Genomic DNA, 25,936 nt, shown 5'->3' on the forward strand with positions numbered 1-25,936 from the left:
TCTATCTACCTCTTTCTATTCCCATACTTTTCGAACGACCATGTAAAGCGTCGCGCCTACAGCTATGACGATACTTGATAATACCCACCATATCGTATTGCTCTTTTTTGCCGGCATATCTTGTCCTAGTGTCGATGCCTCACTCTGCTTCACGGCTCCCTCTTGCTCTGTAAAAACAGAAGCTTTCATCGTCTCCACAGAATTATCTTTTTGTGACTCACCAGTAAATAGCGAGGCTTTCACATCATCCATTTGTTTTTTTTCAAACGCCTTGATTTCCTTCGCACTTTTCTCAGTCTCAGGCGTGAACAGCGTAATTCCCAATTTCTCAAGCTCCGTTTGTTCTGTATCCGCCTCTGTTTTCTTCTCATCAGATGGTTTAGTCACTCGGCCTACTTGCATTTCCATTTTCCCATCATTACCCAGATATGAATCTTCACTATCTGCCGCCAAGACTACACCTGGAATTGCGAACAGCGGTATCATCAGAACCCAGACAATCGCAGAAATCCCAATTTTTTTACGCTTCATCATCATTTCCTCCTGCTCGTTTACTCCGATGCCAAACGAATAAATTCACGGTTATACCAACAATGGCCGCACCAATCAAACAATACATCAGAACGAGCCAATTGTCCGCTCGACTCATAAATCCATTCAACAAGTTTTCCATATATTGTAGAGGCGACAACGAACGTATCGTAGCCAACATCGAATCTTGCTCAATTTTCAAGCCAACCGCCTCTGTCAAGAACAAGTAAAGCGCTAGAATTACGAGTAGTAAGAACATCCCGATCATCCGCAATTGCCGTAACAAGTAGGTCGCAATCGTTACGAAAACGAGCATCATTAAAATAATAATTCCCATCCAAGATACGAAAATAACGCCCTTCATATCCAAGAAGTAAGCCGATATAGCCCCGATAATCGCACCCTCAATCAATGCAATTCCAACCGTCATCAACGTAATCGGTGTATTTTGATACGCCAACGCCATCTCTTCCTCAAAATCATCCTCTTGCTTCCGTTTTCGTTCCTGTGCCGCAATCACATAACCCGTAAACAAAGCCACGATAAAGCAAACTAACACAATCAAGTACGGCGTAAACGTATCCCCTGCTGCAATCGTCTCTCCTTTTACCTTCTCGACTGGACTACTCAAGAAACGATATAAATTATCATTATCGCGATCACCAACACGGCTGTTCTCCATCATATTCGCAAAATTAGAAGCAAACTCCTGATCTGTTCCTAACTTATTCGCCATATTGGCTGATAATTTCTGTGCTTGTGTCACAATTCCCAAACCGCTATTTTGAATATTTTTCGCCTGTTTATCAATGGCATCAAATGTTTTGTATACATTATCTGCTGAGTTCAGATTTGTTTTCGAAGAATCAGCTAACGCTTTACTTTGTGAAAGTAAACCTCCGAATTCGCTGCCTAAAGAAAGCGTCGCCGATTTTTCATCGCCACTGTTCGTTAGTACAACTCCGCCTTTATCTAACAAATCCAGACTAGCCTTACGCCACGCCTCTACATTTTCAAGCGTTTTGGCAACACTCGCATTCATCGTTGCAGCTTGTGTTGTTGTTTCCGTCAAACGCTCAGATAGCATATCCGCATTTTCTTTTGTGACTGCAATCCGCGTTTGCGATTCATCCACTTGCTGTTGGAACGTCTCCAAATCACGGTGAATAAAATTCGTCACATTGTCTGTAATCAACGAAACCATCATTGCGATTCGGTCTTCGATATTGAACTGGTAGTAGTAAGAACTCTTTTTCCCCGCTGCATATTCCGTCAATGTCTTCCCGTCTAAATCAAGCGGTGTCACTCTCGCATCAATGCCGTAGTATGTCTTAAATAGTTCCGAAAGCTTATAATATGGTTTTACGTATGCAGCCACATTGTCTGCCAGCTCCGTCGTTCCTTTATCGATGCCCTCAATTGTCTCATGTACTGAATCCATCGCATCATTGCGCTCTTTCGTCGTGATGATGTACTCTGGACCAAGCTCTATTTGCTCATTCTTGTCCTCGACTTCAATCATGACTGGTGGATCAGGCGGATTCAACGGATTTTCTGGATCTTCTGCTTCCATCCTCGTCTCCGTGTTCGTCATATCAATCTTAATCGGAGCAAACAAGTCAAAATCAGCGAGCGCATCTGCATTCATATAAAGATCAACATTTAGCTTCAAGCCCAGCGCTGTATCCGTGCCATCTGGATTGGTTTCACTCGGATCGATTTCCACCGTCCATTCCCGCTTCTCCTCATCATATGTCGTTGTGCTCCTTACATAACTCCCATCCGCTTTCGTAAGTCTAACCGACTGAACCGCCTGATTACTAGGTACATCAAAACCATCCGGCTCTTTGAAAACGAGTTTTTGTATGTTCTCATCTACCTTCGATTGTTCTATCTGAAATTCCTGATTAAAATTATAAATATAGTACGCGCCATCACTTGTTAATCTTAATTTTTCAGCAATTTTTTCTTGTTTTAACTTATCGATAGCATCCTCAACTACCGTATATTTTGGAAAATCTTTTTTCTTTTCCAGCAAACCATCAGACCAATCACCTGAATTACTGCTAATATATTTTCTAGCAAGCTCAATGACATTACGCAGCTCCTTGTAAACCTCTCTCTCCTCCGCAGTAGCATCATCCTCTAACAAGCGCGCATCATAATTCGGTATCTCTCTCATCACTCTTTGCATTTCCTCATTAAATCGATTATTTAGCGTCTTATCCGTCAAATCATCTAATGTTATCGTCCGGTTTCCGTCATCCGAAATATATTTCAGTAAATCCCCTTCGACGCTACCTCGCAAGCTTTCACCCATTTTAGTCGTCACTTCTGTGTTTATCATGGCAACTTGCTCATTCACAGTATCCAAATATTTCTGCACGTTATCCACCTGCGTCGATAGTGTCCGCTCCTCCTCTAACTTCTGAAACTGCTTAAAAATAGCGTCATTAGAGGTTTTCAAATTAGATAATTGCTCCGAGACATCCGCCGTTGACATTGCTGCATCATTTCCCGTCATCTGCTCTGCAAAAGATTTCGATACAAGTGCATTCGTTTCCTGATTCTTTGCAAGCTTCTCTAAAGATTGGAAATACGTCTCATTGACTTTCGTTCCTTCCGCAAGCCCTGTCCCAAAACCTTTCAGTACATCTTGCAATCCTTTAAAACTATCCTTGGACATGCCAGTATAATCCTGTACTGTTTTAAATTGCTGCGTATAGTTCGATAAAGGCGAGTTCACATTTGCATTGTATACCGAACCATACGTTTCTTCCTTGTCGACCAGTTTTTTTATACTATCTTGTGCCCCGTGAAGGTTCGTCAAGATACTCGCAAAATATACTTCAATAATCTCACTATTAAAATCTTCTAACACTTTCGCCGCCGCGCGTTCCGCCTCTGCAGTCACGTCTTTATTTCCCGTCTCACTAATACGGTAAGAAATCTTGACCTTCTCTGGATTAGCAAGCGTCATCGACATCGCCGCTTTTGAAAAATCTTGCGGGATAAAAATAATCATGTCGTACACACGGTTTTTCAAGCCATATTCAGCGAAGCCACGAGTAGGCGTTGCCCATTTATGGTCCGTCTGATTCACAATCTTCTCTGAAAATTTATCGCCAAAATCAATTTTCTCACCATCATCCGTTGTAAACCCTTGGTCTTCATTGACGAGCGCAATGGACATTTTTTTCGTTTTCTGTCCATCTTCTTCTTTCGCTGCATTTTGTTCCAAAGCCAAATACGACGTCCCTGCCGAAAGAAGCAAAGCCAGCACAAAAAAGGCCAACACACTCCACTTTATTTTTTTCACTTGTATCCACTCCCGTTGTTTTTTATATGTAAGAAGTCTCCCAACTTCGAATTTCCAAATTTAATGTTCACTAACAGGCTGAGACTCGCTAAAGTCCCAGCCCAGACTGTAGAAAAACTATATCTCACGCAAAACCTAACCATTTCTCCAAACATCAGCGTGTCGACAAATGCCTAGTTTCTAGGCAAAAGTGAGTACCGAAGCGGAGCGTACTAGAGTACGTGAGCATCGGAACGGAACTTTTAACGACGAAAATGGGCGTTTGTCGACACGCTAGACTGAGACTCGCTAAAGTCCCAACCAGCCATTATTCCTTAGTTCAAGCCGAAATTGCGCGATAGGTTCGCATCGTTTTCTTCCACTGCATTGGCTGTTTTCGCCAATTGTTGCTCGATTTGGTGCATCAAGTTAGAGAAGTCCGTCACTTTTGGTTTCAATTGTTGGAATTGATCATCAAATTTACGGAATGCTTCCCCTTCCCACTCACTGCGCAATTGTTCTTGCAACTGCTCTAATTCTCTTAAAATTTGCTCGATATCTTGCCCTTTACGTCCGTATGTTTTCGAACGATCGCGTAGCTCCGCGGGACTCATTCTAATTTGTCCTGACATTGTTCTTCCATCTCCTTTTCAACTCAAATTAAAAAGGCCGTACATCACGCTGTACGGCCTCAAGTAGCAACTGCACAAAGATGTAATATGTATACTTCATGCAATTCCACAATGGTAACGCTTTAGTTTAAGCCGAAATTGCGTGATAGATTTGCATCGTTTTCTTCGACTGCATTGGCTGTTTTTGCTAATTGTTGCTCGATTTGGTGCATCAAGTTAGAGAAATCCGTTACTTTTGGTTTCAATTGCTGGAATTGATCATCAAATTTACGGAATGCTTCCCCTTCCCACTCACTACGCAATTGTTCTTGCAACTGCTCTAATTCTCTTAAAATTTGTTCGATGTCTTGTCCTTTGCGACCGTATGTTTTTGAACGGTCACGAAGCTCAGCAGGGCTCATTCTAATTTGTCCTGACATGTCATTCAACTCCTTTTTATTTTTTTAGGTCTTGCGATATATCATAGCCTGATGGGCTATATTGCCATTATAGCAAAAAAGAACCAGCGTTTGTTGATTCCAATTGTGAACTTTTTGTGAACATTTTCTTTTATTTTCCTAGAAAAGGCTAATCTAGCTATATTTCATGTTTTTTTAACCGGATATGTCTATGTAACCTGATATATCCATTTTTAGCCCAAATAACCCTATAACCACCAAAACAATATAACCCAGATTAAGATAGTATTAACCCGAACCTTCTATACTATACAATCCCCATTTTCATTGTATTTTCTTCCTTTACTTGCTATCATTAAATCGGAGGTGCTCCAATGAAAATTAAAAAATGGACAGAGTGTGATATAATACCTTATGAACTCTTACTTTTAGCTGACCCTGACAAATCTGCCATCGATCGCTATTTCTTTCAATCCGACGTTTTCCTACTTATAGCAGATGACCAAACATGCGGTGTTATTTGTATACAAAATGAAGGAGATTGCTCAGAAATTGTTAATATTGCTGTGTTACCTAACTATCAAGGACGTCAATATGGCAAGGAATTGCTCGAACACGCCATTACGAACACCAAAAAGCTATATAATCATACTTTAATTGTCAAAACTGCTAATTCGAGTATGCAAGCTCTTGCTTTTTATCAGAAAGCTGGTTTTCGGATGATAGAGATTATTCCAGACTATTTCCTTAAACATTATTCGGAACCTATTTTTGAGAACGGCATCCTTGCACAAGATCAAATAGTGATGCTATACAAAATAAACAAATAATGTATTTTTTTCACTCATAAATCCTTTATCATCCATTATTTCTAATAAAGTCACGAAACTGTAACATATTGTACTAATTTTAATCAATGAAAGTATAATTTATGACTTTTTTTATTTTGAAAAATCTTTATAATAAGAAGTAAGACCAATCGTTAAAGAGAAGGGGAATTTAAATTATGTATGTTGCTGACTTAGTAAAGAATTTTAATGGTGAGAAGTTGATAGAGAAAATTACGGAGATGGAGATTCCATATAAAACAGCTAGTTTCAAAAAGAACGAGCTAATTGTGGAGGAAGGAAAGATAGATACGCATTTCTACATAGTAGATTCTGGACTTATTTCTTTTAGTATGACAAACTCGGATAAGCTGCAAGTTATCACTCGATTTCTGAATAGCAATACTTGGTTCGGAAGCGCTAATTTCTTGTTAGACTCTCCTTTTCAATTTAACGTAACTGCTTTAAGAGATACAAAAATTCGAATTTATAATCGAAATGATATTCTTCGTCTTTTTCAAACGGATTCAGACGGTTTTTGGTTCCTTTATTTTGATGGATATAACCAAGTCCACGAACGCAATGCTTTAATTGAAATTGCGCATCATGATCCGCGTCGCAGACTTATTTCGGCTTTGCTTTATATTGCTAATACGGTCGGAATTAAAACCGATGATGGAATCAGCTTTCCGCGAGGCATTACACAGAACCATTTGGCGCTTGTGTCTCAAGTACCTAGGACCCGTGCCAACGTGGAACTTCAAAAGCTAAGAGAACAAGGAATTATTCGACTAAAACCAAAACCAACAGTAGTTCTAGACATTCTAAAACTACGCGAACAATTAGAAATACACAGAACACCTCGTACAAACGACTAATTGATTGCAAAAAATAGAGTGCAAAACTTATAACTGAGCGATTCAGTCATAGTTCTGCACTCTATTTTTGATTTTCAAGCCACGCTCTAATTCCTGCCTCATCATCTAAATCCCCACGATAACGATCCGTTTCAAGGCCCCGTGTGTAATAAATCAGCGTTGGGACTACTTTGACACCCATTTGCTTAATAATTGCCGTATAGTTCTTGTCAGCCTCCCTAGCCTTATCCGTATTATAATAATAAGCATGCCGACTCGTTGCTTCGAGCGCACTCACAAGTTTTTTTCGAAAAGGCTCACAATCAGGACAAGTTGGTCGTCCAACGAAGACATACCCCGTTTTCTTGTCCGCCAAAATCCCCTTCATCTCGCTATTCGTAATATTCCGCATCACCTGCTCATTCGCAACAGCCTTCGTATCCTCCAAATTCTTCGCGTGCGTATCCACAATCAACTGCACCCCAACAACAAAAAGCACCAAAGTAACAATAGTAAGCAAAATAATCTTATACTTCTTCATCATAATCCCCCTATAAAACACAAAAACGAGCAAAAAAATGCCCGTCCTCTTCTTGCTCACTTACTAACCCAGAACCAACTAGCAGCATAATCCCCCGCAAAACCTAGGCGGAGTTAGAAGCGCTCAGCCCCTAGGCAAAGCCGAGCACCGAAGCGGAATGTACGATTTGTACATGAGCATCGGAGCACAGGCTTTAACGACGGAGATGAGTGCTTATCACTCCGCCGCCAGACCCATTTCGGAGATTACAATCCGTGCAATACTATCACAAAAACGTTCTGTGTCTTCGGCTGAAGCTGCTTCTACCATGACGCGGACAAGTGGTTCTGTTCCGGATGGACGTACTAGGACGCGACCATTTCCGTTCATTTCTGCTTCTACTGCTGAAATTGCTGCATGAACTTTTGCATTTTCCGTGACACCATTTTTATCCGTCACGCGGATATTTACTAATTTTTGCGGGAAAGTTTGCATTTCGGCTGCTAGTTCGGATAATTTCTTTCCAGTTTCTTTCATTACGTTTACTAATTGGATACCTGTTAATAAGCCATCACCTGTCGTAATATAATCTAGGAAAACGATATGTCCAGATTGTTCACCACCAAGGCTGTAGCTTCCTTCACGCATTGCTTCGACAACATAGCGATCACCTACTGCTGTTTGGATGGCTTTAATTTCAAGTTCTTCTAGGCCTTTATAGAAACCTAAATTACTCATAACAGTGGATACGATTGTATTATTCGTCAAACGACCTTGTGCTTTTAGATGCTTAGCACAGATGAACATGATTTTGTCGCCATCGACAATTTCGCCATTCTCGTCTACTGCGATAACACGGTCGCCATCACCATCGAAAGCGAGGCCGACATGCGCCTCTTTTTCTTTTACGAATTCTGCTAGTTTCTCTGGATGTGTAGAGCCCACACCGGCATTAATATTAAGTCCGTTTGGTGATGCTCCCATCGAGCTCGTATCTGCGTCTAAATCTGCAAAAAGATGTGTAGCAAGCGATGATGTCGCACCATGCGCACAATCCAAAGCTACATGCAAACCTGTAAAGTCTCCATCCACAGATTGTTTTAGATATTGTAAGTACTTTTGTTTACCTTCAAAATAATCGCTTACCGTTCCGAGGCCATCATCACTTGGACGTGGTAAGTCATCACTCGTTCCATCAAGCAATGCTTCTATTTCCAATTCTTGATCATCCGACAACTTAAAGCCGTCTGAGCCAAAGAATTTGATACCGTTGTCTTCTACTGGGTTATGCGAAGCCGAGATCATAACACTTGCTGCTGCTCCTTGTGCTTTCGTTAAGTAAGCCACACCAGGTGTTGAGATAACGCCTAAACGCATCACTTCAATTCCTACCGATACAAGACCAGCAATCAAAGCCGACTCTAGCATTTCCCCTGATATTCTTGTGTCTCTCGCTACTAAAACTTTAGGATGCTCCCCAACATGTTTCGTTAGTATATATCCTCCAAATCTCCCTAGGCGAAAAGCCAATTCTGGAGATAGCTCTTTATTTGCAATTCCTCTAACACCGTCAGTACCAAAATATTTACCCATTTTATAATTCGCTCCTTCTTCATTAAGAGGTTGGCCGTGCTTATTTCTATCTTAATCCCTATCATGACGCTATTGTAGACCAACTTCGATCCGTGTATCTTCTTATTATACCTTTTTTTAATCTTTTTTACACCTAATCTTATGTAAACACCCGATGAATTGGCTTTTAATGCGGTTTTCATCGGGCTAATAATTAGTTTAAAACTGGATCTGATCCATCTGCAACCTTCTTAGTGACTTGAATTTCTGCTTTAGATTGCGATAGTGTAAATGTAAAATTAGCTGCTAAACCATGGACAGCAAGCGGAATCGTATGCGTGCCATCTTGTAAATTTGACATATTTGCTACGACATTGAAATCATTTCGTCCAATCGCATCCACTTCGGTTTTTAGGCCACTTATCGTTATATTCACTTTGCCACTAGTTGGATCAAGGAATGCTGTGCTAAAACTGTCTGAATTAACTAGCCCAATAATACTGATAGGGATATCTTTGAATTCTGATGAGCTTTGTTTCGTCGGTTCTTCCGTTTCAGTCTGCTCATCCTCTTTATTGTCTTTATCCGCATCTGGTTCACTATCTGTTCCAGCGTCTGGCGTTGTTACGTTTGGACTTTCCTCTGAAGGTTGACCAGCGCCCTCACTTGCTCCATTAGAACTCTGGTCACTCTGCTTTTTTCCGGTTGTTATTTTCACTTTCACAGAGGCCGGAGTTACAGATGTTGCACCAGTTGGAACAGGTACAGGGACCTCAATCGTTTTATCGGCTGTCGTTTGTGTCACATCAATTGGAATCGTAATTTGCTCAATCTTGTCAGTGACTGACTCAGGCGCAATGACCGTTACATGCTCGTCATCGGATGTGATACTTGTAATAGTTACCGTTTTATCTGCGGGATTGCCACTTTGCTGGAATCGTAGTGGAACCGTTTTGCCGATTTTGGAAACTGGTACATCTACTTCCACCTCGCCAGGATCGATTTCGACATCTAGTTTATTCAAATTCGCGTCAAAAGCGCTGATTGTGGCATTCGTTGTGAAGTCGCTCTTCTGATCTTTTTCATCAGAAACGGTTGCCTTCACATACGCAATTTGGTCTAAGGTTTCTTTGGAAGCTGTGATAGAAACTCGCTTTGGATCCGCTTTGATTGTCCCAGCTTGATATCCGCTCGCAATGACTGATTTATTTAATTCAACATCGACAGAATATTTCTTCGTTACTTTCTCTGCTAATGTTACTTTCGCAGTCGGTGGATTGATGGTTGATTTCAATCGATCGGATAAGCCCTTCACTTTAATTTTGACGCTTTGAGTCCCTGCTTTTGCATTGGTAAGGTCAATGTATGCGATGATATTAGGCTGTGTTTTAGCCAGCTGTACAAGGCCTTTTGGACCACTAACAGTCACGTCTACTGTGTCCGGAACGCCCGCAACATTCATATTGTCTTTATCATAATACACTTCAACCGGCACATTATTGATGACATCGACGTAAACGCCATCCGTGACACTCGTTACATTGTTGTTGGTGGCGGTAACCGATGTGAACAGAATCGCCGCAAAAATGAGCGAAATAATCCGAACCGACCACTTATTTGTTAAAATACGATCCATCATTTCTTACCGCCTCCTTTCCACTTACTGAAAATGGACGGTTTCTTCTGCATTGGTACAACAAGTTCATGTTCTAAAATTTCATGTAAACGCTCTGGTGTTACTTCGCGAAAAAGTTCCCCGCCCTTAGTGATTGAAATGCCACCAGTCTCCTCAGACACGACAACCGTTATACTGTCCGTAACCTCGCTGATACCAAGAGCAGCTCTGTGTCTTGTTCCAAGTTCCTTTGAAAGAAATGGGCTATCAGAAAGTGGCAAATAACCTGCCGCTGCCGCGATTTTATTACTTTTAATGATTACCGCACCATCGTGAAGCGGTGTATTTGGAATAAAAATATTAATCAATAGCTGTGAAGAAATATCTGCATCTAGCGGAATTCCCGTCTCAATATAATCATCAAGACCAGTTCCACGCTCAATGGAAATCAAGGCCCCAATTCGGCGTTTCCCCATATAACTAACGGATTTCTCAATGGAGTCAATAAGATATTGCTGCTCCTTCTCACGTTTAGATCCTGCTTTTGAGATAAAGCTACCACGTCCAAGCGTTTCAAGTGCTCGGCGTAATTCGGGTTGGAATATGATAATAATCGCCAAAAATCCCCAAGTCAACACCTGGTCCGTAATCCATTCCACTGTTTGGAGTCCTAAAAAACTACTGACAATTTTTACGACCACAATGATAAAAATACCTTTTAAAAGCTGTACCGCTTTCGTTCCACGAATCAACATAATTAATTTATAAATAACGAACCATACTACTAAAATATCAATCACATTTGCTAAATAATGCAAAATCGATCCGTCTGGAATGGTCATAAATTCGCCTCCATTTTCAAAAAAGCAAGTCCTATTTCATTTTGTTGCTACTATAATAGTATAAGCCTTTAAAATTGCTTATACTTGCCATTATAGCACAGAATTAGAGGAGGAAAAAGATTTGAGATACGGAAAATAAGAAAGATTTCTTTAAAAATTGATAAAGAGTCTTACTAATGATTACGGGAGAATATGAATAGCTCCGAACTCATACCTCGATATGTATCCTAATCATGGGTTTAGCATCAAAAACGCCGATTGTGTGCTAAATGGCGTTTTTTGATAATTTAGTTAAAAATTTACAATCCACGTTTCGCTAAAAAATAGGTTGCGCAATTATTAATGTGATTCCATCATTCGAACAACTCGTTTTCCAATCATATGGAACCCTTCATTATTAGGGTGCAGACCATCGCGCGTGTACACCTCAAACGTGTATTTCCCGAGTCCTGACATTCTAAACAAATCCAGACGTGGCAAGCTATAGATATCAGCAATAGCTATAATTCCATTAGCAATTACCTCGTGTTTGTCCATATCGCGTGTTTCATTTTGTAGCGGTGTAAACAGATATATCTCCGTTCTCGGGTAGTTGATACGGATGTACTCGATAGTAGCCCTTAAAGCCCCCAAGCTTGTATTCGTATCAAAAACAGTGTCATTACGTCCGCCAACAGCCCCTAGAGGTACATTGAATGCGACGTCATTTGTACCCGCTGCAATCGTAACAATATCAAAATTCGTAAAATCATATTGATTCGTAACAATCTGCTCATACATACTGCTCGCCTTCGTATTCGGTGCAAAAGTAAGATTTCCCAGCCCCTCATTCTTAATGGATGCACCAGCTTGACGCATATACGCTTGATAGCCACGGTATAATACACCATCTACAATTTTGCCGTCATACCATGTTATACTATCTCCAAAAGTCACAACTCGACTTCCTGAAAGCAGTTTACTTGAGTTGAAATGTGGCATAGAAATCTCATGTTCGTAATACTGTTCTGGCATTGTTGCTTGCTGGCTTAACATATAACTGTCAAGGTGCTCATCTATAACGACAACGCGCACATAGTTGACACCTAAAGGAACCGTTTGCGTGTACCACTCAGATATTGCTTCTGTCATTTGCATCATGCCAATATATTGCTTTTGAAAATCGTAGTAACAACCCACCATTGTTGCATTCATCGTTACCCCAATAATTTGTCCTGGTGTCACTTTAATAAATCGACTCGTATTCGTACCTTCCGCTGCAGTGGTCCCACCAGTCAGGTTTACTAGACTTGTATTTTTTTCGATATCTAATTTATCGAATAGATTCACAATTTTAGCACGAGAAAGCTGCTCGCCGCCGATAGTCGAATTATTTGCTAAAAAATCACTGAGACCGTCCGTTCCATTCTCATCTATCCACTTCTCAAGCATATCCCAATTTTGATTGAGTTCATTTCGGTACGAGCCACCTTGGAACGCATTCGTTGGTCTGTTTAGTTTAATCGTCATTGCCCATACCTTCCTTACACTATTTCCGCTGTACTCAGTATTCCATCATTTTTTTTACGAATGGATTCCCTTTGTGTAGCTGTAGATTTTTTTTGTAAAAATTTTTTATAGATCAGCTTAAAATGATTGATTTAAGCGAATATAAGCATATAGTACCTTCAATAATTTGTCAAGTTGAGACTGGTTTTTTTTAACATTTAAAGAGCGATTATTCCCCTTAACCAGATAGCCTTAGTTATAAAATTAATTCACTTGATAAAGAATATCAAAAAACCAGTAAAATCAATGTCGCTTGATTCCACTGGTCCCACTTTATTATTTCCCACTGTCTCTCTTCTCTGTCAATAATTCTTTGAAACTCCGATTTCGTTTAGGGTATTTCTTGCAGTAAAAATATTGTGCACTAATTGCAAACACCAAGGCGATAGCTGTCAATAGGAGGGAGTTCTTAAAAATGCCCATGACTAACATAAGCGCCCCCACAAATAGACTTATATTGAGAAAAAATTTGTCCATAGCCACCTACTCCTCTAAATTGAAGTTTAATGCCAAATCATGTTCTAATTTCTTAATATTGAGCGCATCGAAAACGAGTGCTTTTGCTACAATATAAGCATTATATTCGATGCGTTCCAGCAAATCATATGCTTTATGAAGACTAGTATCCAGCACAACGATACCGTGCTTATTGAGTAAACTAGCACTCGGAACAGCCGCCTCACCTAAGGAAATCACGTGGGCGCGAACAATCTCGGCAAGTTCTGGACTTGTTGCCGGCGCAAAATCAAGCGTTGGAATCGTGCCTAATTTTTGTGTCGCTTCTGTTAAGTTGGGTAATTCCATACCAAGTGTCGCGAATAACATCGATTCTTTTGGATGCGCATGCAAAACACAGCCAACCTCTGCATTTTCCGTATAACATGCCCTGTGCAAATTTATTTCGCGTGTCACCCTCCCATCACCTTCTACCACCTCGTTATTATTATCCACCACAAGAATTTCATAGGCCGACAAATCGCATAACTTCGCCTGACTCATCAACGTTGGCGTCATAATTATATGCTCCGCGTTCACTCGTACAGAAACATTTCCACCCGCTGCATTCGTTTCAAATCTATCAAACATTACCTTCACTACTTTTGCTAAATCTTCGCGTTCTTTTTGATATAACATATGTTCCTCACATCTCCTCAACTTCAATTATGGTTACTTGCTCTTTCAAAATTTCTGCTTCGACTAGGCTGAATGTCGAGCTATCCGCGTGCATCACCTTACTCGCCGAACAACCTGTCGCGCGTTTTAGAATTTCGGGTAGCGGTAAATGTTCGGATATCCCAGCAATGAATGCTCCTACAAAACAATCGCCAGCTCCTGTATCGTTTTTTTCTGTGACTGATGGTGCAATAACGCGATATACCCTTCCTTCATGCGCACAATACGAGCCATGCTGCCCCAATGAGACGATAAGATAACCTATGTTTTTCGCCAATTTCCTCATATTTTCTGTTAATGTTTCCGCCTCGTCCAAGAGAATCGCTTGAATTTCATGCTCGTTCGGTTTCAAGAAATCAACACCAAGTCGCGCCGCCAATCTCAGATATTCTCCTGACACATCACAGGCTAGGAAACAGCCCGTCGCCTTCACCGTCTGCAAAAGTGTCTCAAAATCAGCTAGCGTGAATTCCGGTGGCGGCGAACCTGCGATAACAACAATATCTTCTTGCGTCACCTTTTGTCGCACCTGTTCTAGTAGCGCAATTTTGTTTGCATCGCTTACAGCAAATCCGCCTTCTGGCATCATAATACTACCGCTTGACTCGCCACTAATAATGACAAAACTCGTTCTTGTCTGCTCGCCCTGTTGGACTAAAAAATCGTGTGCAATTTGCTTCTCAGATAATATGCCGTATAGCTGGGCTCTATTTTGCGATCCTACAATTCCCAGCGCTTCATTCTTTATCGAAAATTTGCTAAGAACACCTGAAACGTGAAGTCCCTTTCCACCACAGTCCCATTCGCTTCGAATAATCCGGTTAGCTTGACGTTTTTTTATGTCTCTTTTTACAAATAAAAGCTGATCGATCGCAGGATTTAGCGTCACGGTATAAATCATCCTAATTGCTCCAATTCTGCCGTTCGTTTGCGCATTACTTTCACATAGAAAACGAGTAATACAATCCAACCTGCAAGCATCAATAGACCGATAATCGAGAATTTACTAGCCTCAGCCATAATGAAGCGGAACACAGGATATTCAATCGTACTCCACGTAATTTCTTGCCCAGTTTGCAACGAAATAGCTTTTGTGGAATTTGCCAGATCAGTAATAGTTCCTGCAAAAAACGTAGCCACATACAGGAAGACGGGTGTCGTAACAACGCCTAGAATAATCATTCGTAGTAAATTCCCACCTGTAACAACAAGCGCAGGCGCGCAGAGTGAGATATTTAGAATACCAGCGAATGGTAGCACTCCATTCCCAGGTAAAATTAACGCGAAAATCAGCGTCACTGGTACCATAATAACAATCGCCACCCAAACCTCACTACACCCAGCTAGAATTGGCCAATCCAGACCAATAAAAAGTTCGCGATCCTTAAAGCGTTTCTTCATATAATCAGAAATACCATCAGATAGTGGTGATAAAGCTTGCATAAATAATTTTGCAACCATTGGAAACAGCGTCAAAGCAGCCGCAGCTTGCATGGCTAGCATCAATGTTTTCGCTACATCATAACCCGCGGCGATTCCAAGTAATGCCCCCACAATGAATCCCATAACATGGTTTTCCGCAAAAATCCCAATCTTATCCTTGAGTGCATTAGCATCCATATCCTTACGTAACGCAGGAATTTTCTTAAGTAGCCAGTCAATCGGCATCAATACCACACAGAAAATCATCATGCTATGCGAAACCGTAACACCTGGAATCCCATTGAGTTCTTGAATTTGACGCTGATTAGCATCACACAAAATCAGCTCAACTACAACTTGAACCGCTGCAACAGCAAAAGCCAGATACACATTATGCGTCACACCGACAATTAAAACAGCTGTTAAAATTTTGCCCCATACATTCCATAAATCCACATTCAGCGTTTTTGTCGCGTTAAACACGAGCATAATCGCGTTAATTCCCAGTTGCAGAGGGAACATCAAAAACGCGAGCGGCCATGCCCAAGCAAGCGTCGCCATCGACGTCCAACCACCATCTAAAATTGTCAACTCTATCCCTGTTCGCTCCGCTAACCCCTGTGCCGCAGGAGTCAATGCTTCAATCATGAATCCAATGACGATATTCATACCAAGGAAGGCGACCCCCAAAATAATCCCAGCGCTGACGGCATCTTTGACCTTCATCCGCACAATTAAACCGATAATAATCATCAAAGCAGGCACAAAAACAGCTGCACCTAAATTCAAAATAAATTCTACAACAGATTGTAATGATCCCATTTTGCCACTCTCCCTGTTTTCAATATGTTATTTTAGCGCGTCAATAAGCTTTTCTACTTCCTCTTCCATGCCCATTCCTGTCAAAAAAGCTATACCATTAAACGTTGGAATATTGTATTCCTTATTCGCTTTCGTTATCGCCACATATGCGTCACTTGTTCGAATATGCTGATCAAGCGACTTGATATCTACCGCTTCCACATTCGCACGTACACCGCGTTCTTTCAGAATCCGTTCTACTTTTGATGCCACGGTTTGACTTGTTGCCACACCTGATCCGCAGGCTACTATTACTTTTTTCATCACTCGCTCATCCTTCCAAATTGTATTTTCAAAAAAGCAGCTAACTCTTCCTTGTTTCGCTTATTTCGCAGCTCCTCTATAAACTTTTCTTGTGTAAATCTTTCCATAATCGTTGCTAATAAAGGGACTTGAGATGCAGGATCACAAATACCCAATACGAACACCATCTCTACCTCAATCACTTTATCCGTCGTCCCCATTTGAATAAATTCTAGCGGTTTTCTAAGTTGATTCACAAACACAAATGGTCGCCTCACATGCACCGTATCCGTATGTGGAATTGCAATTACTATCCCGTTCATTTCAAGTCCAGTTGGAAAAACCTTTTCTCTCTCTATAATTGCTTCACAAAAAGACGGTTTCACGTAGCCCTTCTGCTCTAAAATTGTGGCTACCTCCGAAAAAAATCCTACTTGATTTTCGAAGTCACCGCCCATTAATGTGAAATCCTCCTGGAATAAATCATCAAAATCCAACGAATTCAACCCCTCTCAATCATTTCCGCAATCTCTGTCCTACTCTCTGATGCTAGAATAAACTGTAACTTTTCTGGTTCTAGAAAAACCTCATTCATTTTTAATAGCAACGGAATATGCCGATTCTGTCTAGATGGCGCTAGAGCAACCATCATTTGAACCCTCTCCCCGCTAGGATTAAGCATTCCAGATTTCATAATATGAAGCTGAATATCAGCTCTCTGGACACCAGCTTGAGGCTTTGCATGGGGCAAGTATATCCCTGGTCCAATCACCATGTGCTGATAATTCTCATAAAAAATCGCTTCACATGCCTTAATATAATTCTGTGTCACACTCCCACGCTGATATAATGGTATAAAAGATCTGACAACTAGCTCATTCCAACGCACGGTATCCTTCCAAATACAAATATTCTGAGCTTCCATCTGTAATACATCGGCCATATCCACAGGCGGGTCTTCTAAATCCTTCTGTCCAAAGAACCGCTCCAACCGCTCCGTCACCTGGGGAATATTTTCAGATGGAATCGAGTCACGAAGCATTGCCATTAGCGCTTTTGTCTTTTTTTCAATGTCTAAATCAATCGTTCTTTCGACTTGGTATCGTAATATCTTCCGACTTGCTTTATCTAATATAGAAGGCACTACAAATACCGTCACGTCCGTTTGAATCGGCACTGTCGTGAAAAGAAAATCCACATCTTGTTCCACTTGAGGCAATTGACGTATTGCAAAAGCTCCCTGAAAATCAATCGTTGGGAACATACCTTTCAAATTCTCCAATAATAATTTCGAGATTGACGTTCCACTTTGGCATAATATCGCGGCTTTAAAAACTTTCTGCTCCGTCTCCTCGGTTTGGTACATCCAACCAAGTACAATCATAGATAAATAAACCATTTCTTCCTTAGACCACTTGTGCCCGACCAATTTAGCGAACGGCGCAGAGGCTTTTTCGACCATCCGGAACGTTGTCGTATATTCTGCAATAAACTGTTCTGTTAATGTATTATTTATTTGGAAACCTAGTAAATTACGGTAAATCGCGGGTCTAATATGCAACATCACCTTCTCTTTGAACTCTCCTTTACGAACAATCTCCGTTGCAAAATGGTTCTCCAATCGCGCCGTAAAATCATCCACAGCGAAAGCAATTTCCTCACTATCGGAAAAAAGTAACGCGGATTCAACAAGGTTTGAGGCCAAGACCTGCAACGATAAATAAAGTAAATCCGTCTCGCTTAAGAAATCATATCCCCAAAACATTTCTTTTATAATTGGATATTCACGCGTATTTTTAATATCGTATTTCTCGATTTTAAAAGACCACGTAATATTAGTAATTTCCGCACGCTTGATGATCCCGAAAAGAATGTATGGCAATTCCTCCAGCTGCTCATCTGTAAATGTTATTTGAAGGTCATTTTCGATTTTTTCCAATCGCTTTTTTAGTAAAAATATCTCACTAACCATTATGAGTTTCTTTTCATCCAAAATAAATTTGCCGTAGGGGGTTTTAATGACATCACGAATGAGCTTCCCAAGTAAATTACGAATAAGGAATTCAGAGCCAGAAATCGCGTAACCAGCTTTTCTCGAATAATCCAATTGTATTTGTAGCTGATGTAGCTCTGACTTAATACGCTTGAAATCACTGAGCATCGTATTTTTACTGACATACACATAGTCTGCTAGCGCTTGCAATGATAAATAACGCCCATCCATGAGGAGCTGAATCATAATAAGTTGCTTCCGTAAATTCACCTCATAATACGAAAATAATTGCTGTTCTTTCTCCGTTAAAAGTCGGTAACAATCCTCTCGACAACGTTCTGTCATGGAAATCATCTGATAATCCATCCAAATGGCTTCCGATTTTAAAGATTGATTTATTTCCTCAATATAACTCTTAATTTCTTCTCGTGTCTGGTCTAAATTCTTAGAAACTTGGGCGACATCTACGTGATGGTTCAACATTAAATAGGTCAAGAGCTCCTTTGTGCCGCGTCTCATTTGAATCCCTCCTTAGTTCTATTTTATACGATAATCCAACCACTATTTCATCACTTCATCACAATTTGTAAATATCCTAAAAATGAAATTGTGATGAAACGATGGTTTCGACACACTCCGAGATGGTATCATTAAAAAATGGCAAACAAAAAGAGAAGCCCCCAAAAAAGGAGCTCCCCCATTATATTTATTTGTGGTAATCATGTTTTTCTAACGTATCGACTAATTGGACAGCTTCACCAAATAAGTCTAATTCTAACGCTAATCCTTCAAGAAGCTCGATACGAACCGTCTTCGCATCGACTGAAATCTCAATCAAACGATCGCGATAGTTAATTTTGAATGCATACTTGTTCCACGTTTTTGGTAGGAAAGGTGCAAACGAAAGGCGTTCATTGAAAGTACGCATACCCGCAAAACCTTGCACAATAGCAATCCAACTGCCAGCCATCGATGTGATATGCAGCCCATCTTCCGTATCATTGTTGTAGTTGTCCAAATCAAGTCGTGCTGTTCGATTGTAAAGTTCCACCGCCTTGTCTTCTCGCCCAATTTCCGCAGCCAAAACTGTATGAACAGCTGGTGACAAGCTAGATTCATGTACTGTCAACGGCTCATAAAATTCAAAATTCCGTTGCTTCGTCTCAAAATCAAATTCATCTCCAAACGTATAAATACCTTGCAATACATCCGCTTGCTTGATAAAACACGATCGCAAAATTTTATCCCATGACCAATTTTGATTAATCGGCTTATCTGCATCTGTAAGTGTGTCTGTAGAACGCAATTCTTTATCCAAGAATGTGTCGTGTTGCACAAATATCTGCCACTTTTCATCATACGGGAAGTACATGTTATCAATAATATCCTGCCAATGATCGATTTCAGCATCCGTAATTTGTAATTCCGATCTCTTTGCCGGCGTGATTTTGGCCAGTGATTCCATCGTATAACGCAGTGTCCATGTCGCGATATAGTTGGTATACCAGTTATTGCTAACATTATTATCATACTCATTCGGGCCAGTAACACCATGAATCATATACTTATCCAAGCGTTCCGACATATGCACGCGATCCGCCCAAAATCGACTAATCTCAGTCAATACATCCATACCCTCATTTTCTAGATAAGAACTATCGCCCGTATAATTCGTGTAATTATAAATAGCATGTGCAATCGCGCCATTACGATGAATCTCTTCAAAGGTAATCTCCCACTCATTATGACACTCAATTCCTGTAAATGTAACCATAGGATAAAGCGCACCATTCAAACCAATTTTGCGAGCATTTACCTTAGCACCATCCAACTGATCATGCCGATACTGCAACAAATTGCGTGATACTTTCTTATCTGCAAGCGATAGATAGAGTGGTAGGGCAAAAGCCTCCGTGTCCCAATATGTCGCACCTCCATACTTCTCGCCGGTAAAACCTTTTGGTCCAATATTGAGCCGCGCATCCTCACCATAATACGTTGCAAATAATTGGAAGATATTGAAGCGAATCCCTTGTTGTGCCTCATCATCACCCGAAATTAGAACATCCGCTTTTTGCCAGCGTTCTAGCCAAGCATCTGCATGCTCTTTTCGTAATGCATCATAACTAAAACCTGCTAAATCCGCCAAAATTTGCTGTGATTTTGGCGCTAATTCAGGCTCTTCATAATCGCGAGAAGTAACAACTGCCACACGTTTCTCCAATTTCACCGTCTCACCTTTTGCTATATGGAATTGATATTTATTCTCCACATACAACTTCTTCGCCTCAGCTGATGCACGCGTTGGATTCGTCACAAGAGATTCCATCGAAGCCGCAATCGTGAAGCGCGGAATATCAAAGTTATTTTCGATCGTCTTGGTCACTATGGTTCCCCGATTAGTATCTGCCTCTTGCATCACCTCTAGCCAAAAAACTTCATCGTAATTCGCATCTTCATTTGTAACATTACCATCAATATACGGCGTCAACACAACATCCGCATTCGCATCAAGCGCTGTAACATGGTAGCGAATCAGACACACTTCCTGCTTCACGATACTAAGAAAACGCTCGGCCTCAATTAAAAATGCCTTCCCATTCTTAGTCACTTTAAATGAACGGCGCAAAATCCCAGTCTCCATATCAAGTTCCAAGCTAAAGTCCGTTGCCACGTCCTGAAATAAGTCCAGCGTCTCGCCATCTATTTCCACATCAATACCGATAAAATTCAGCGCATTAATCACTTTTCCAAAATAATCAGGGTAACCATTCTTCCACCAACCGACACGCGTCTTATCAGGGTACCAAACACCAGCAATATACGTGCCTTGATGTGTATCCCCAGAATAACGTTCCTCAAAATTGCCACGCATCCCCATGTAGCCATTTCCGAGCGATGTCAGGCTTTCCTGTAAGCGTTTTGCATCTTTTTCTACATTTCTAGATTTTAATTTCCATTCATCAATTTCAAATAAGCGTTGAGTCATCCTGTTCGTCCCCCCAATTCCAAAATATCATCCGTCTGTCTAAAGCGTGTTTTAATGAAGGTAAATGCGATTAGGAGCACCATTCCAAGCGACTGAATCGCCATCATCACTGTGATATCAAAATAAATAATCCCGATTACCGTAGCAAATAAAGTAGGCAATCCCAGTGCCAGCAACGTCAATGATAGCGCCTCTTTATAAGAGCGAATCTCCGACATCTGATTTCGTTTCGTAAACCAGATAAACAAAGCTGCAAATAGCGCAAGCATCAAACTACTTGCAAAAAGAACCGAGCCAAGCATCGCAGACATTGTCAAAAACACAAATGCCTTGTTCTGCACAAACCACTGCGAACTAATCCAAGCCTGCATATCCTCCGAATTTTTAACATCTGCAAGGCTCGCATCACTCGTATACTGCACGGTAAACGCGTATCCTGAACTATCCCGAAGCTCCATACTAGTTTTGCCTAAAACGAACATATTTTTCGCATCAGGCACATTCGTATCGCCCAAGTTCACCATTGCTAAGCCATTGTCCGTTTCCTGCATAGTTTCACTCGGCTCGCCAGATAATACACCATTTTGCAACTGATAATTCGCCGCGACCTCACTAACAAAAGTATCATCCACCTGCTTCATCATATTCGGCATCAACGACTCCAAATCAAACGACTCCTGCTTCACAAAATGCAGCGAAACCGGAATCAATAAACAAGCCGTCAAAAATACAAAGATAAACAGCAACTTCCCCCACCCAAACAAAGTCCGACTAGCAAACATTCGCTTTGGCGAGCACATCCCCCAAAAATAACTCATCGGAAACCCACGCTTCATCCTAATCACATCACAATCCATAAATCTTAATTTTCATACCCGACACGAATTCCCTACCCTAGCAAAACCGCGCTTCGTTCTAATCCCATTTTCTTGTACCAACTCAAAGTCCCCGTCAAACCCCCGAGAAGCTATAAATGCTTAGTTCCTAGGCAAAGCCGAGAACCGGAAATGAGCGTTTGTAGCTCCTCGGACGATCAACCTTTTGTTCCGCCGGCAGTAAGTCCCGACACAAAATTCTTTTGCAAGAAGAAGAACAATAGACAAATCGGTAAAGCTGCCAAAATAGCTCCAGCCGCGAATAGTGCGACTTTTTGTTGTTGAGGATTCGCAATAAAACTTTGCAAACCAACTGCAATCGTCAAATTCTCTGGTGTACGTAATAGAAATTTGGCAAGTAAAAAATCACCAAATGGCCCCATAAACGCCCACAAAGCTTGAACCGCTATCATTGGTCGCACTAGTGGCAAGATAATCTGACCGAAAATCCGGAAATGTCCTGCGCCATCAAGTTTGGCCGATTCATCCAAATCTCTCGGTACGGTATCAAAATAACCTTTCATTAGCCAAATATTCATAGGAATCCCACCACCGATATAGATCAGCGTTAAGAACCAGAATTGATCCAATGCGCCTAGGAGCATCGCTAACACGTAGAATGCTGTCAAAGCTGCCATTGTTGGCACCATCTGAATAATCAAGAAGAAAATCAGACTATTTTTGCGTCCTTTAAAACGGTAACGACTATACGTATAACCCGCAATGGTCACGATAGCAACCTGAAAAACCATCGTTGTAACCGCAATAATCAGCGTATTACGGTACCAATCTAAATACAAGGTGTCATTGAACAGTCTCGCGAAATTATCGAGCGTCCAGCTGTCGCTCCACTCCAACGTAAATGCCGCGATATTCCCTGGTTTAAAGGCTGATGATGCTGTAATTAAAATAGGATATAAAATCACGATAGATAAAGCTAATAAGAATAAATACGTAAAGAATTTTGTCAGGAAATTAGTTGTTCGTTGATCTTTCAAAAATGATTTCATCCTACATCATCCCTTCATTACCAAAGGCATTAGTTTTCTTAAACGCAATCATCGATACAGAAATAACAACGATCGATATGAGTAGCGTGACCGCAGCCGCAACCGCATATTGTGGCGACGTCCCAGTCGTTAATTTGTAAATCCATGAAATAAGAATATCCGTCGAACCAGCACCTGCGCCGACACTTCCTGGTCCACCTTCATTAAATAGATAAATGATGGAGAAGTTATTGAAGTTAAATGTATACTGCGTGATAAATACTGGAGCTGTAACGAATAAAATCATTGGCATTGTAATTTTGCGGAATCGAGAAATCGCACTTGCACCGTCAATTTTTGCCGCTTCATACAATTCACCTGGGATAGCTTGCAACACCCCGGTTACCATGACGTAAATATATGGGAATCCCAACCAACCTTGAATCGATATCAACGCGATCTTAGTCCAGAACGGGTCTGTTTTCCAAGCAAGCGACGGAATATCAACAAACGGTAAATGGTTTAAAAGTGGAATAACTTGCATATTGATAGCACCGATACTGTCATTAAACATGTTCGAAAAACTCATGATTGTAATAAAAGCTGGTACCGCCCATGGAAGTAAGAAAATAACTCCAAAAAGACGTTTTCCTTTGATAAAACTCTGATTGGCGACAACCGCTGTAAACACACCAATCACAATTTGTAATGTCGTGGCACAGATCGTCCATACCAACGTCCAAGAAAATACGCTTAAGAATGTATCGCGATAAGAGCTAAGGAAGAAAATACTGAAGAAGTTCTTAAAGCCCACCCAATCAATCAGATTTGCTGGTGGAATATGATAAAAATCGTAGTTTGTAAAAGCCATAAATAGCGTAACTAATACCGGAAAAATAATAACAAATGTCATCACAAGATATGCTGGTAGTGTGAAAAGATATGGAAAACCTTTCTCTACCATATTTTTAAGTATATCGATCGTTTTCGTATTAACTGTCTCGCCTAAATTCCACGTTATCGCTACACGTCTCGCATCGAATATATTAATAATATAAAAACCGATAAAAAGCACCGTAACAATCAATTGAAGCGTTCCCTCAATCATCAGGAATAACGAGTGATCCACGCCGGGCACAGAGCCAAGTGTAATAAGACCAATAAATGCGTTAATACCAACTGCGATAAATTCAATAACAAAAGCAATAAATACGGCGATAAACACAATACCTTTAAAAATTTGCCCATTATAAAATTGACCCAGTCCTGGAATGATCGATAACAGCGTCGCCTTACGAACATTTTTTATTGGTTGTTCTTTATCCATCGTGTTATCCCCATTTCTACCTTTTATTTATGTAAGTTTAGGAAGACTTTCAGAGTGTCAACACAAAATCATGGTTGGCACTCTGAAACTCCCAAACTCGTTCTTATTTATTTTTGATATTTTTGATCGATATTGTCAGAGATTACTTTCACAGCATCATTTGCCGACTCTTTTGGTGTTTTATTACCAGAAGCCGCATCAAACATCAAGTTCTCCGCACCTGTCCAAACCTCAGCCATTTCTGGAATGTTTGGCATTGGTTGCGCATTCGCGTATTGTGCAATAACAGCCGTTGATAATTCATCTTTCTTAGCCGCTGCAGCATCACGTGATTCATGATTTGCCGGTACTTCATTTGTCATTTCATATAACGTATTTTGGTTGTCCGTATTTGTTAGATAATCCACCCATTTTTGAGCGATATCTTTATTTTTAGAGTAGTTTGAGATAACCCAACCTTTACCACCAGCGAATGGAGAGTAAGGTTTGCCATTATCAAGTGTTGGAATTTCTGCCACACCATAGTTTAGTTTTGCGTCTTTATAGCTTGCTGCTGACCAAGGGCCACCAATGATCGCACCTGCTTTACCTTTTACAAATTGATCTTGGATAAAGTCATCAGCACTCTTATTATCTTGCATTCCTTTTGGCCAATAAGTTTGGAACCATTTCGTAGCATATGTGATTCCTTCGATTGAACCTTCATTGTTCAATCCGATGTCTTTTGGATTCGTACCATTATCACCAAATACATAGCCACCATAACCAGCTAATAAGCCATATGAGAAGTAGAAATCTGTCCATTTAGCAAGGAAAGCAGTCGATTTCCCTTTCTCAGTTGCAAAGTTAAAACGTGGATCTTTTGTTAAAGCTTCTAATTCTTTGAACGTAGTTGGTGCTTTGTCTAATAAATCTTTATTGTAATACAGCACAAGCGTTTCGATAATTGCTGGTGCGCCGTAAACTTTGTCGTCAATCGTCACTTGTTTCACGTCATTATCGTCAAGTTGATCTTTATTTCCCAATTTCACTTCGGCTAAATGTCCTTGTTGTCCAAGGCTACCGATTCTGTCATACGCTGACATCATTACGTCCGGCGCTGTACCTGCTGGACCGTCTAATGGCAATGCTTCTAGTGTTTCAAACATGTCTTTTTTCACTACTTTGATTGTTACATCATTATCTTTTTCGAATTTAGATTTGATTTTGTCAATATATTTTGCATAGCCTTCATCCACGGAAACCGTTAATGTTTTTTTGCCATCGCTACCTGAACTGCTATCTTTAGATGAACTGCCGCTACCACATGCTGCTAAACTTGCTACTATTACCAAAACCATTGCTAATAAGCTAAACTTTTTGAATGAACTCATTACCTTTTTTCCTCCTCTTTTGAAAAATTCCTGCGCATCCCCTTAAAAATT

General features: G+C 40.6%; 22 protein-coding genes. 2 read left to right on the forward strand and 20 right to left on the reverse strand.

Features of this window, described 5'->3' with window-relative positions; genetic code table 11:
• Positions 1–15: 15 nt before the first annotated feature.
• The 4 genes from essA to HPK16_RS05200 form a co-directional block, all read right to left on the reverse strand.
• Entirely contained in the window at positions 16–531 is a 516-nt protein-coding gene (essA, locus tag HPK16_RS05185) for a type VII secretion protein EssA (protein ID WP_181675953.1), read from the reverse strand.
• Positions 521–3,850: a type VII secretion protein EsaA gene (gene esaA, locus HPK16_RS05190; protein ID WP_181675954.1), complete on the reverse strand. Its 3,330-nt coding sequence runs from the start codon at positions 3,848–3,850 to the stop codon at positions 521–523. Before esaA ends, essA begins: the two co-directional genes overlap by 11 nt.
• Before the next feature lie 314 nt (positions 3,851–4,164).
• A complete protein-coding gene (locus HPK16_RS05195) occupies positions 4,165–4,461 on the reverse strand; it encodes a WXG100 family type VII secretion target (protein ID WP_036066144.1) in 297 nt (98 codons plus the stop codon).
• Positions 4,462–4,583: 122 nt separating this feature from the next.
• Complete coding sequence (locus HPK16_RS05200; RefSeq protein ID WP_036066144.1) at positions 4,584–4,880, reverse strand: WXG100 family type VII secretion target; 297 nt, start codon at positions 4,878–4,880, stop codon at positions 4,584–4,586.
• Between the two features lie 353 nt (positions 4,881–5,233).
• Between HPK16_RS05200 and HPK16_RS05205 the strand changes: the two genes are divergently transcribed.
• A complete protein-coding gene (locus tag HPK16_RS05205) occupies positions 5,234–5,689 on the forward strand; it encodes a GNAT family N-acetyltransferase (protein ID WP_181675955.1) in 456 nt (151 codons plus the stop codon).
• Between the two features lie 176 nt (positions 5,690–5,865).
• Positions 5,866–6,564, forward strand: a complete 699-nt coding sequence (locus HPK16_RS05210) for a Crp/Fnr family transcriptional regulator (protein ID WP_036077174.1) — start codon at positions 5,866–5,868, stop codon at positions 6,562–6,564.
• 61 nt (positions 6,565–6,625) lie between these two features.
• On the opposite strand, the gene HPK16_RS05215 is transcribed toward HPK16_RS05210, so the two are convergent.
• The 16 genes from HPK16_RS05215 to HPK16_RS05290 form a co-directional block, all read right to left on the reverse strand.
• Positions 6,626–7,084, reverse strand: coding sequence for a thioredoxin family protein (locus HPK16_RS05215; RefSeq protein WP_181675956.1), 459 nt, complete (start codon positions 7,082–7,084; stop codon positions 6,626–6,628).
• Positions 7,085–7,300: 216 nt separating this feature from the next.
• A complete protein-coding gene (gene glmM / locus HPK16_RS05220; protein ID WP_181675957.1) occupies positions 7,301–8,656 on the reverse strand; it encodes a phosphoglucosamine mutase in 1,356 nt (451 codons plus the stop codon).
• 193 nt (positions 8,657–8,849) lie between these two features.
• The gene (locus HPK16_RS05225) at positions 8,850–10,274 is read right to left on the reverse strand and encodes a CdaR family protein (RefSeq protein ID WP_181675958.1); all 1,425 of its coding nucleotides are present in this window, start codon (positions 10,272–10,274) and stop codon (positions 8,850–8,852) included.
• Positions 10,271–11,092 (reverse strand): diadenylate cyclase CdaA, encoded by an 822-nt coding sequence (gene cdaA, locus HPK16_RS05230; protein ID WP_181675959.1) that lies wholly within the window; start codon positions 11,090–11,092, stop codon positions 10,271–10,273. Before cdaA ends, HPK16_RS05225 begins: the two co-directional genes overlap by 4 nt.
• Positions 11,093–11,431: 339 nt before the next feature.
• Positions 11,432–12,601, reverse strand: a complete 1,170-nt coding sequence (locus tag HPK16_RS05235) for an SGNH/GDSL hydrolase family protein (RefSeq protein ID WP_181675960.1) — start codon at positions 12,599–12,601, stop codon at positions 11,432–11,434.
• 522 nt (positions 12,602–13,123) lie between these two features.
• Entirely contained in the window at positions 13,124–13,774 is a 651-nt protein-coding gene (locus HPK16_RS05240; RefSeq protein WP_181675961.1) for a class II aldolase/adducin family protein, read from the reverse strand.
• A gap of 7 nt (positions 13,775–13,781) precedes the next feature.
• Entirely contained in the window at positions 13,782–14,714 is a 933-nt protein-coding gene (locus HPK16_RS05245; RefSeq protein ID WP_181675962.1) for a 1-phosphofructokinase family hexose kinase, read from the reverse strand.
• Positions 14,711–16,057 carry a PTS galactitol transporter subunit IIC gene (locus HPK16_RS05250; RefSeq protein WP_181675963.1) on the reverse strand — a complete coding sequence of 449 codons (1,347 nt, stop codon included), beginning with the start codon at positions 16,055–16,057 and terminating at the stop codon, positions 14,711–14,713. The genes HPK16_RS05245 and HPK16_RS05250 overlap by 4 nt, the downstream gene beginning before the upstream one ends.
• Positions 16,058–16,084: 27 nt before the next feature.
• A complete protein-coding gene (locus tag HPK16_RS05255; RefSeq protein WP_181675964.1) occupies positions 16,085–16,360 on the reverse strand; it encodes a PTS sugar transporter subunit IIB in 276 nt (91 codons plus the stop codon).
• Positions 16,360–16,836 (reverse strand): PTS sugar transporter subunit IIA, encoded by a 477-nt coding sequence (locus HPK16_RS05260; RefSeq protein ID WP_181675965.1) that lies wholly within the window; start codon positions 16,834–16,836, stop codon positions 16,360–16,362. The genes HPK16_RS05255 and HPK16_RS05260 overlap by 1 nt, the downstream gene beginning before the upstream one ends.
• 5 nt (positions 16,837–16,841) lie before the next feature.
• On the reverse strand, positions 16,842–18,851 hold the full coding sequence (locus HPK16_RS05265; protein WP_181675966.1) for a BglG family transcription antiterminator: 2,010 nt from the start codon (positions 18,849–18,851) through the stop codon (positions 16,842–16,844).
• Between the two features lie 187 nt (positions 18,852–19,038).
• A complete protein-coding gene (locus HPK16_RS05270; protein WP_181675967.1) occupies positions 19,039–21,321 on the reverse strand; it encodes a glycoside hydrolase family 65 protein in 2,283 nt (760 codons plus the stop codon).
• A complete protein-coding gene (locus HPK16_RS05275) occupies positions 21,318–22,139 on the reverse strand; it encodes a DUF1189 family protein (RefSeq protein WP_181675968.1) in 822 nt (273 codons plus the stop codon). The genes HPK16_RS05270 and HPK16_RS05275 overlap by 4 nt, the downstream gene beginning before the upstream one ends.
• Positions 22,140–22,354: 215 nt before the next feature.
• Positions 22,355–23,206 (reverse strand): sugar ABC transporter permease, encoded by an 852-nt coding sequence (locus HPK16_RS05280; protein WP_181675969.1) that lies wholly within the window; start codon positions 23,204–23,206, stop codon positions 22,355–22,357.
• A gap of 1 nt (position 23,207) precedes the next feature.
• Complete coding sequence (locus tag HPK16_RS05285; RefSeq protein ID WP_181675970.1) at positions 23,208–24,512, reverse strand: sugar ABC transporter permease; 1,305 nt, start codon at positions 24,510–24,512, stop codon at positions 23,208–23,210.
• Between the two features lie 107 nt (positions 24,513–24,619).
• On the reverse strand, positions 24,620–25,885 hold the full coding sequence (locus HPK16_RS05290; protein ID WP_181675971.1) for an extracellular solute-binding protein: 1,266 nt from the start codon (positions 25,883–25,885) through the stop codon (positions 24,620–24,622).
• Positions 25,886–25,936 lie beyond the last annotated feature (51 nt).

Source organism: Paenilisteria rustica (assembly GCF_013820765.1).
Classification (GTDB): Bacteria; Bacillota; Bacilli; order Lactobacillales; family Listeriaceae; genus Listeria_A; species Listeria_A rustica.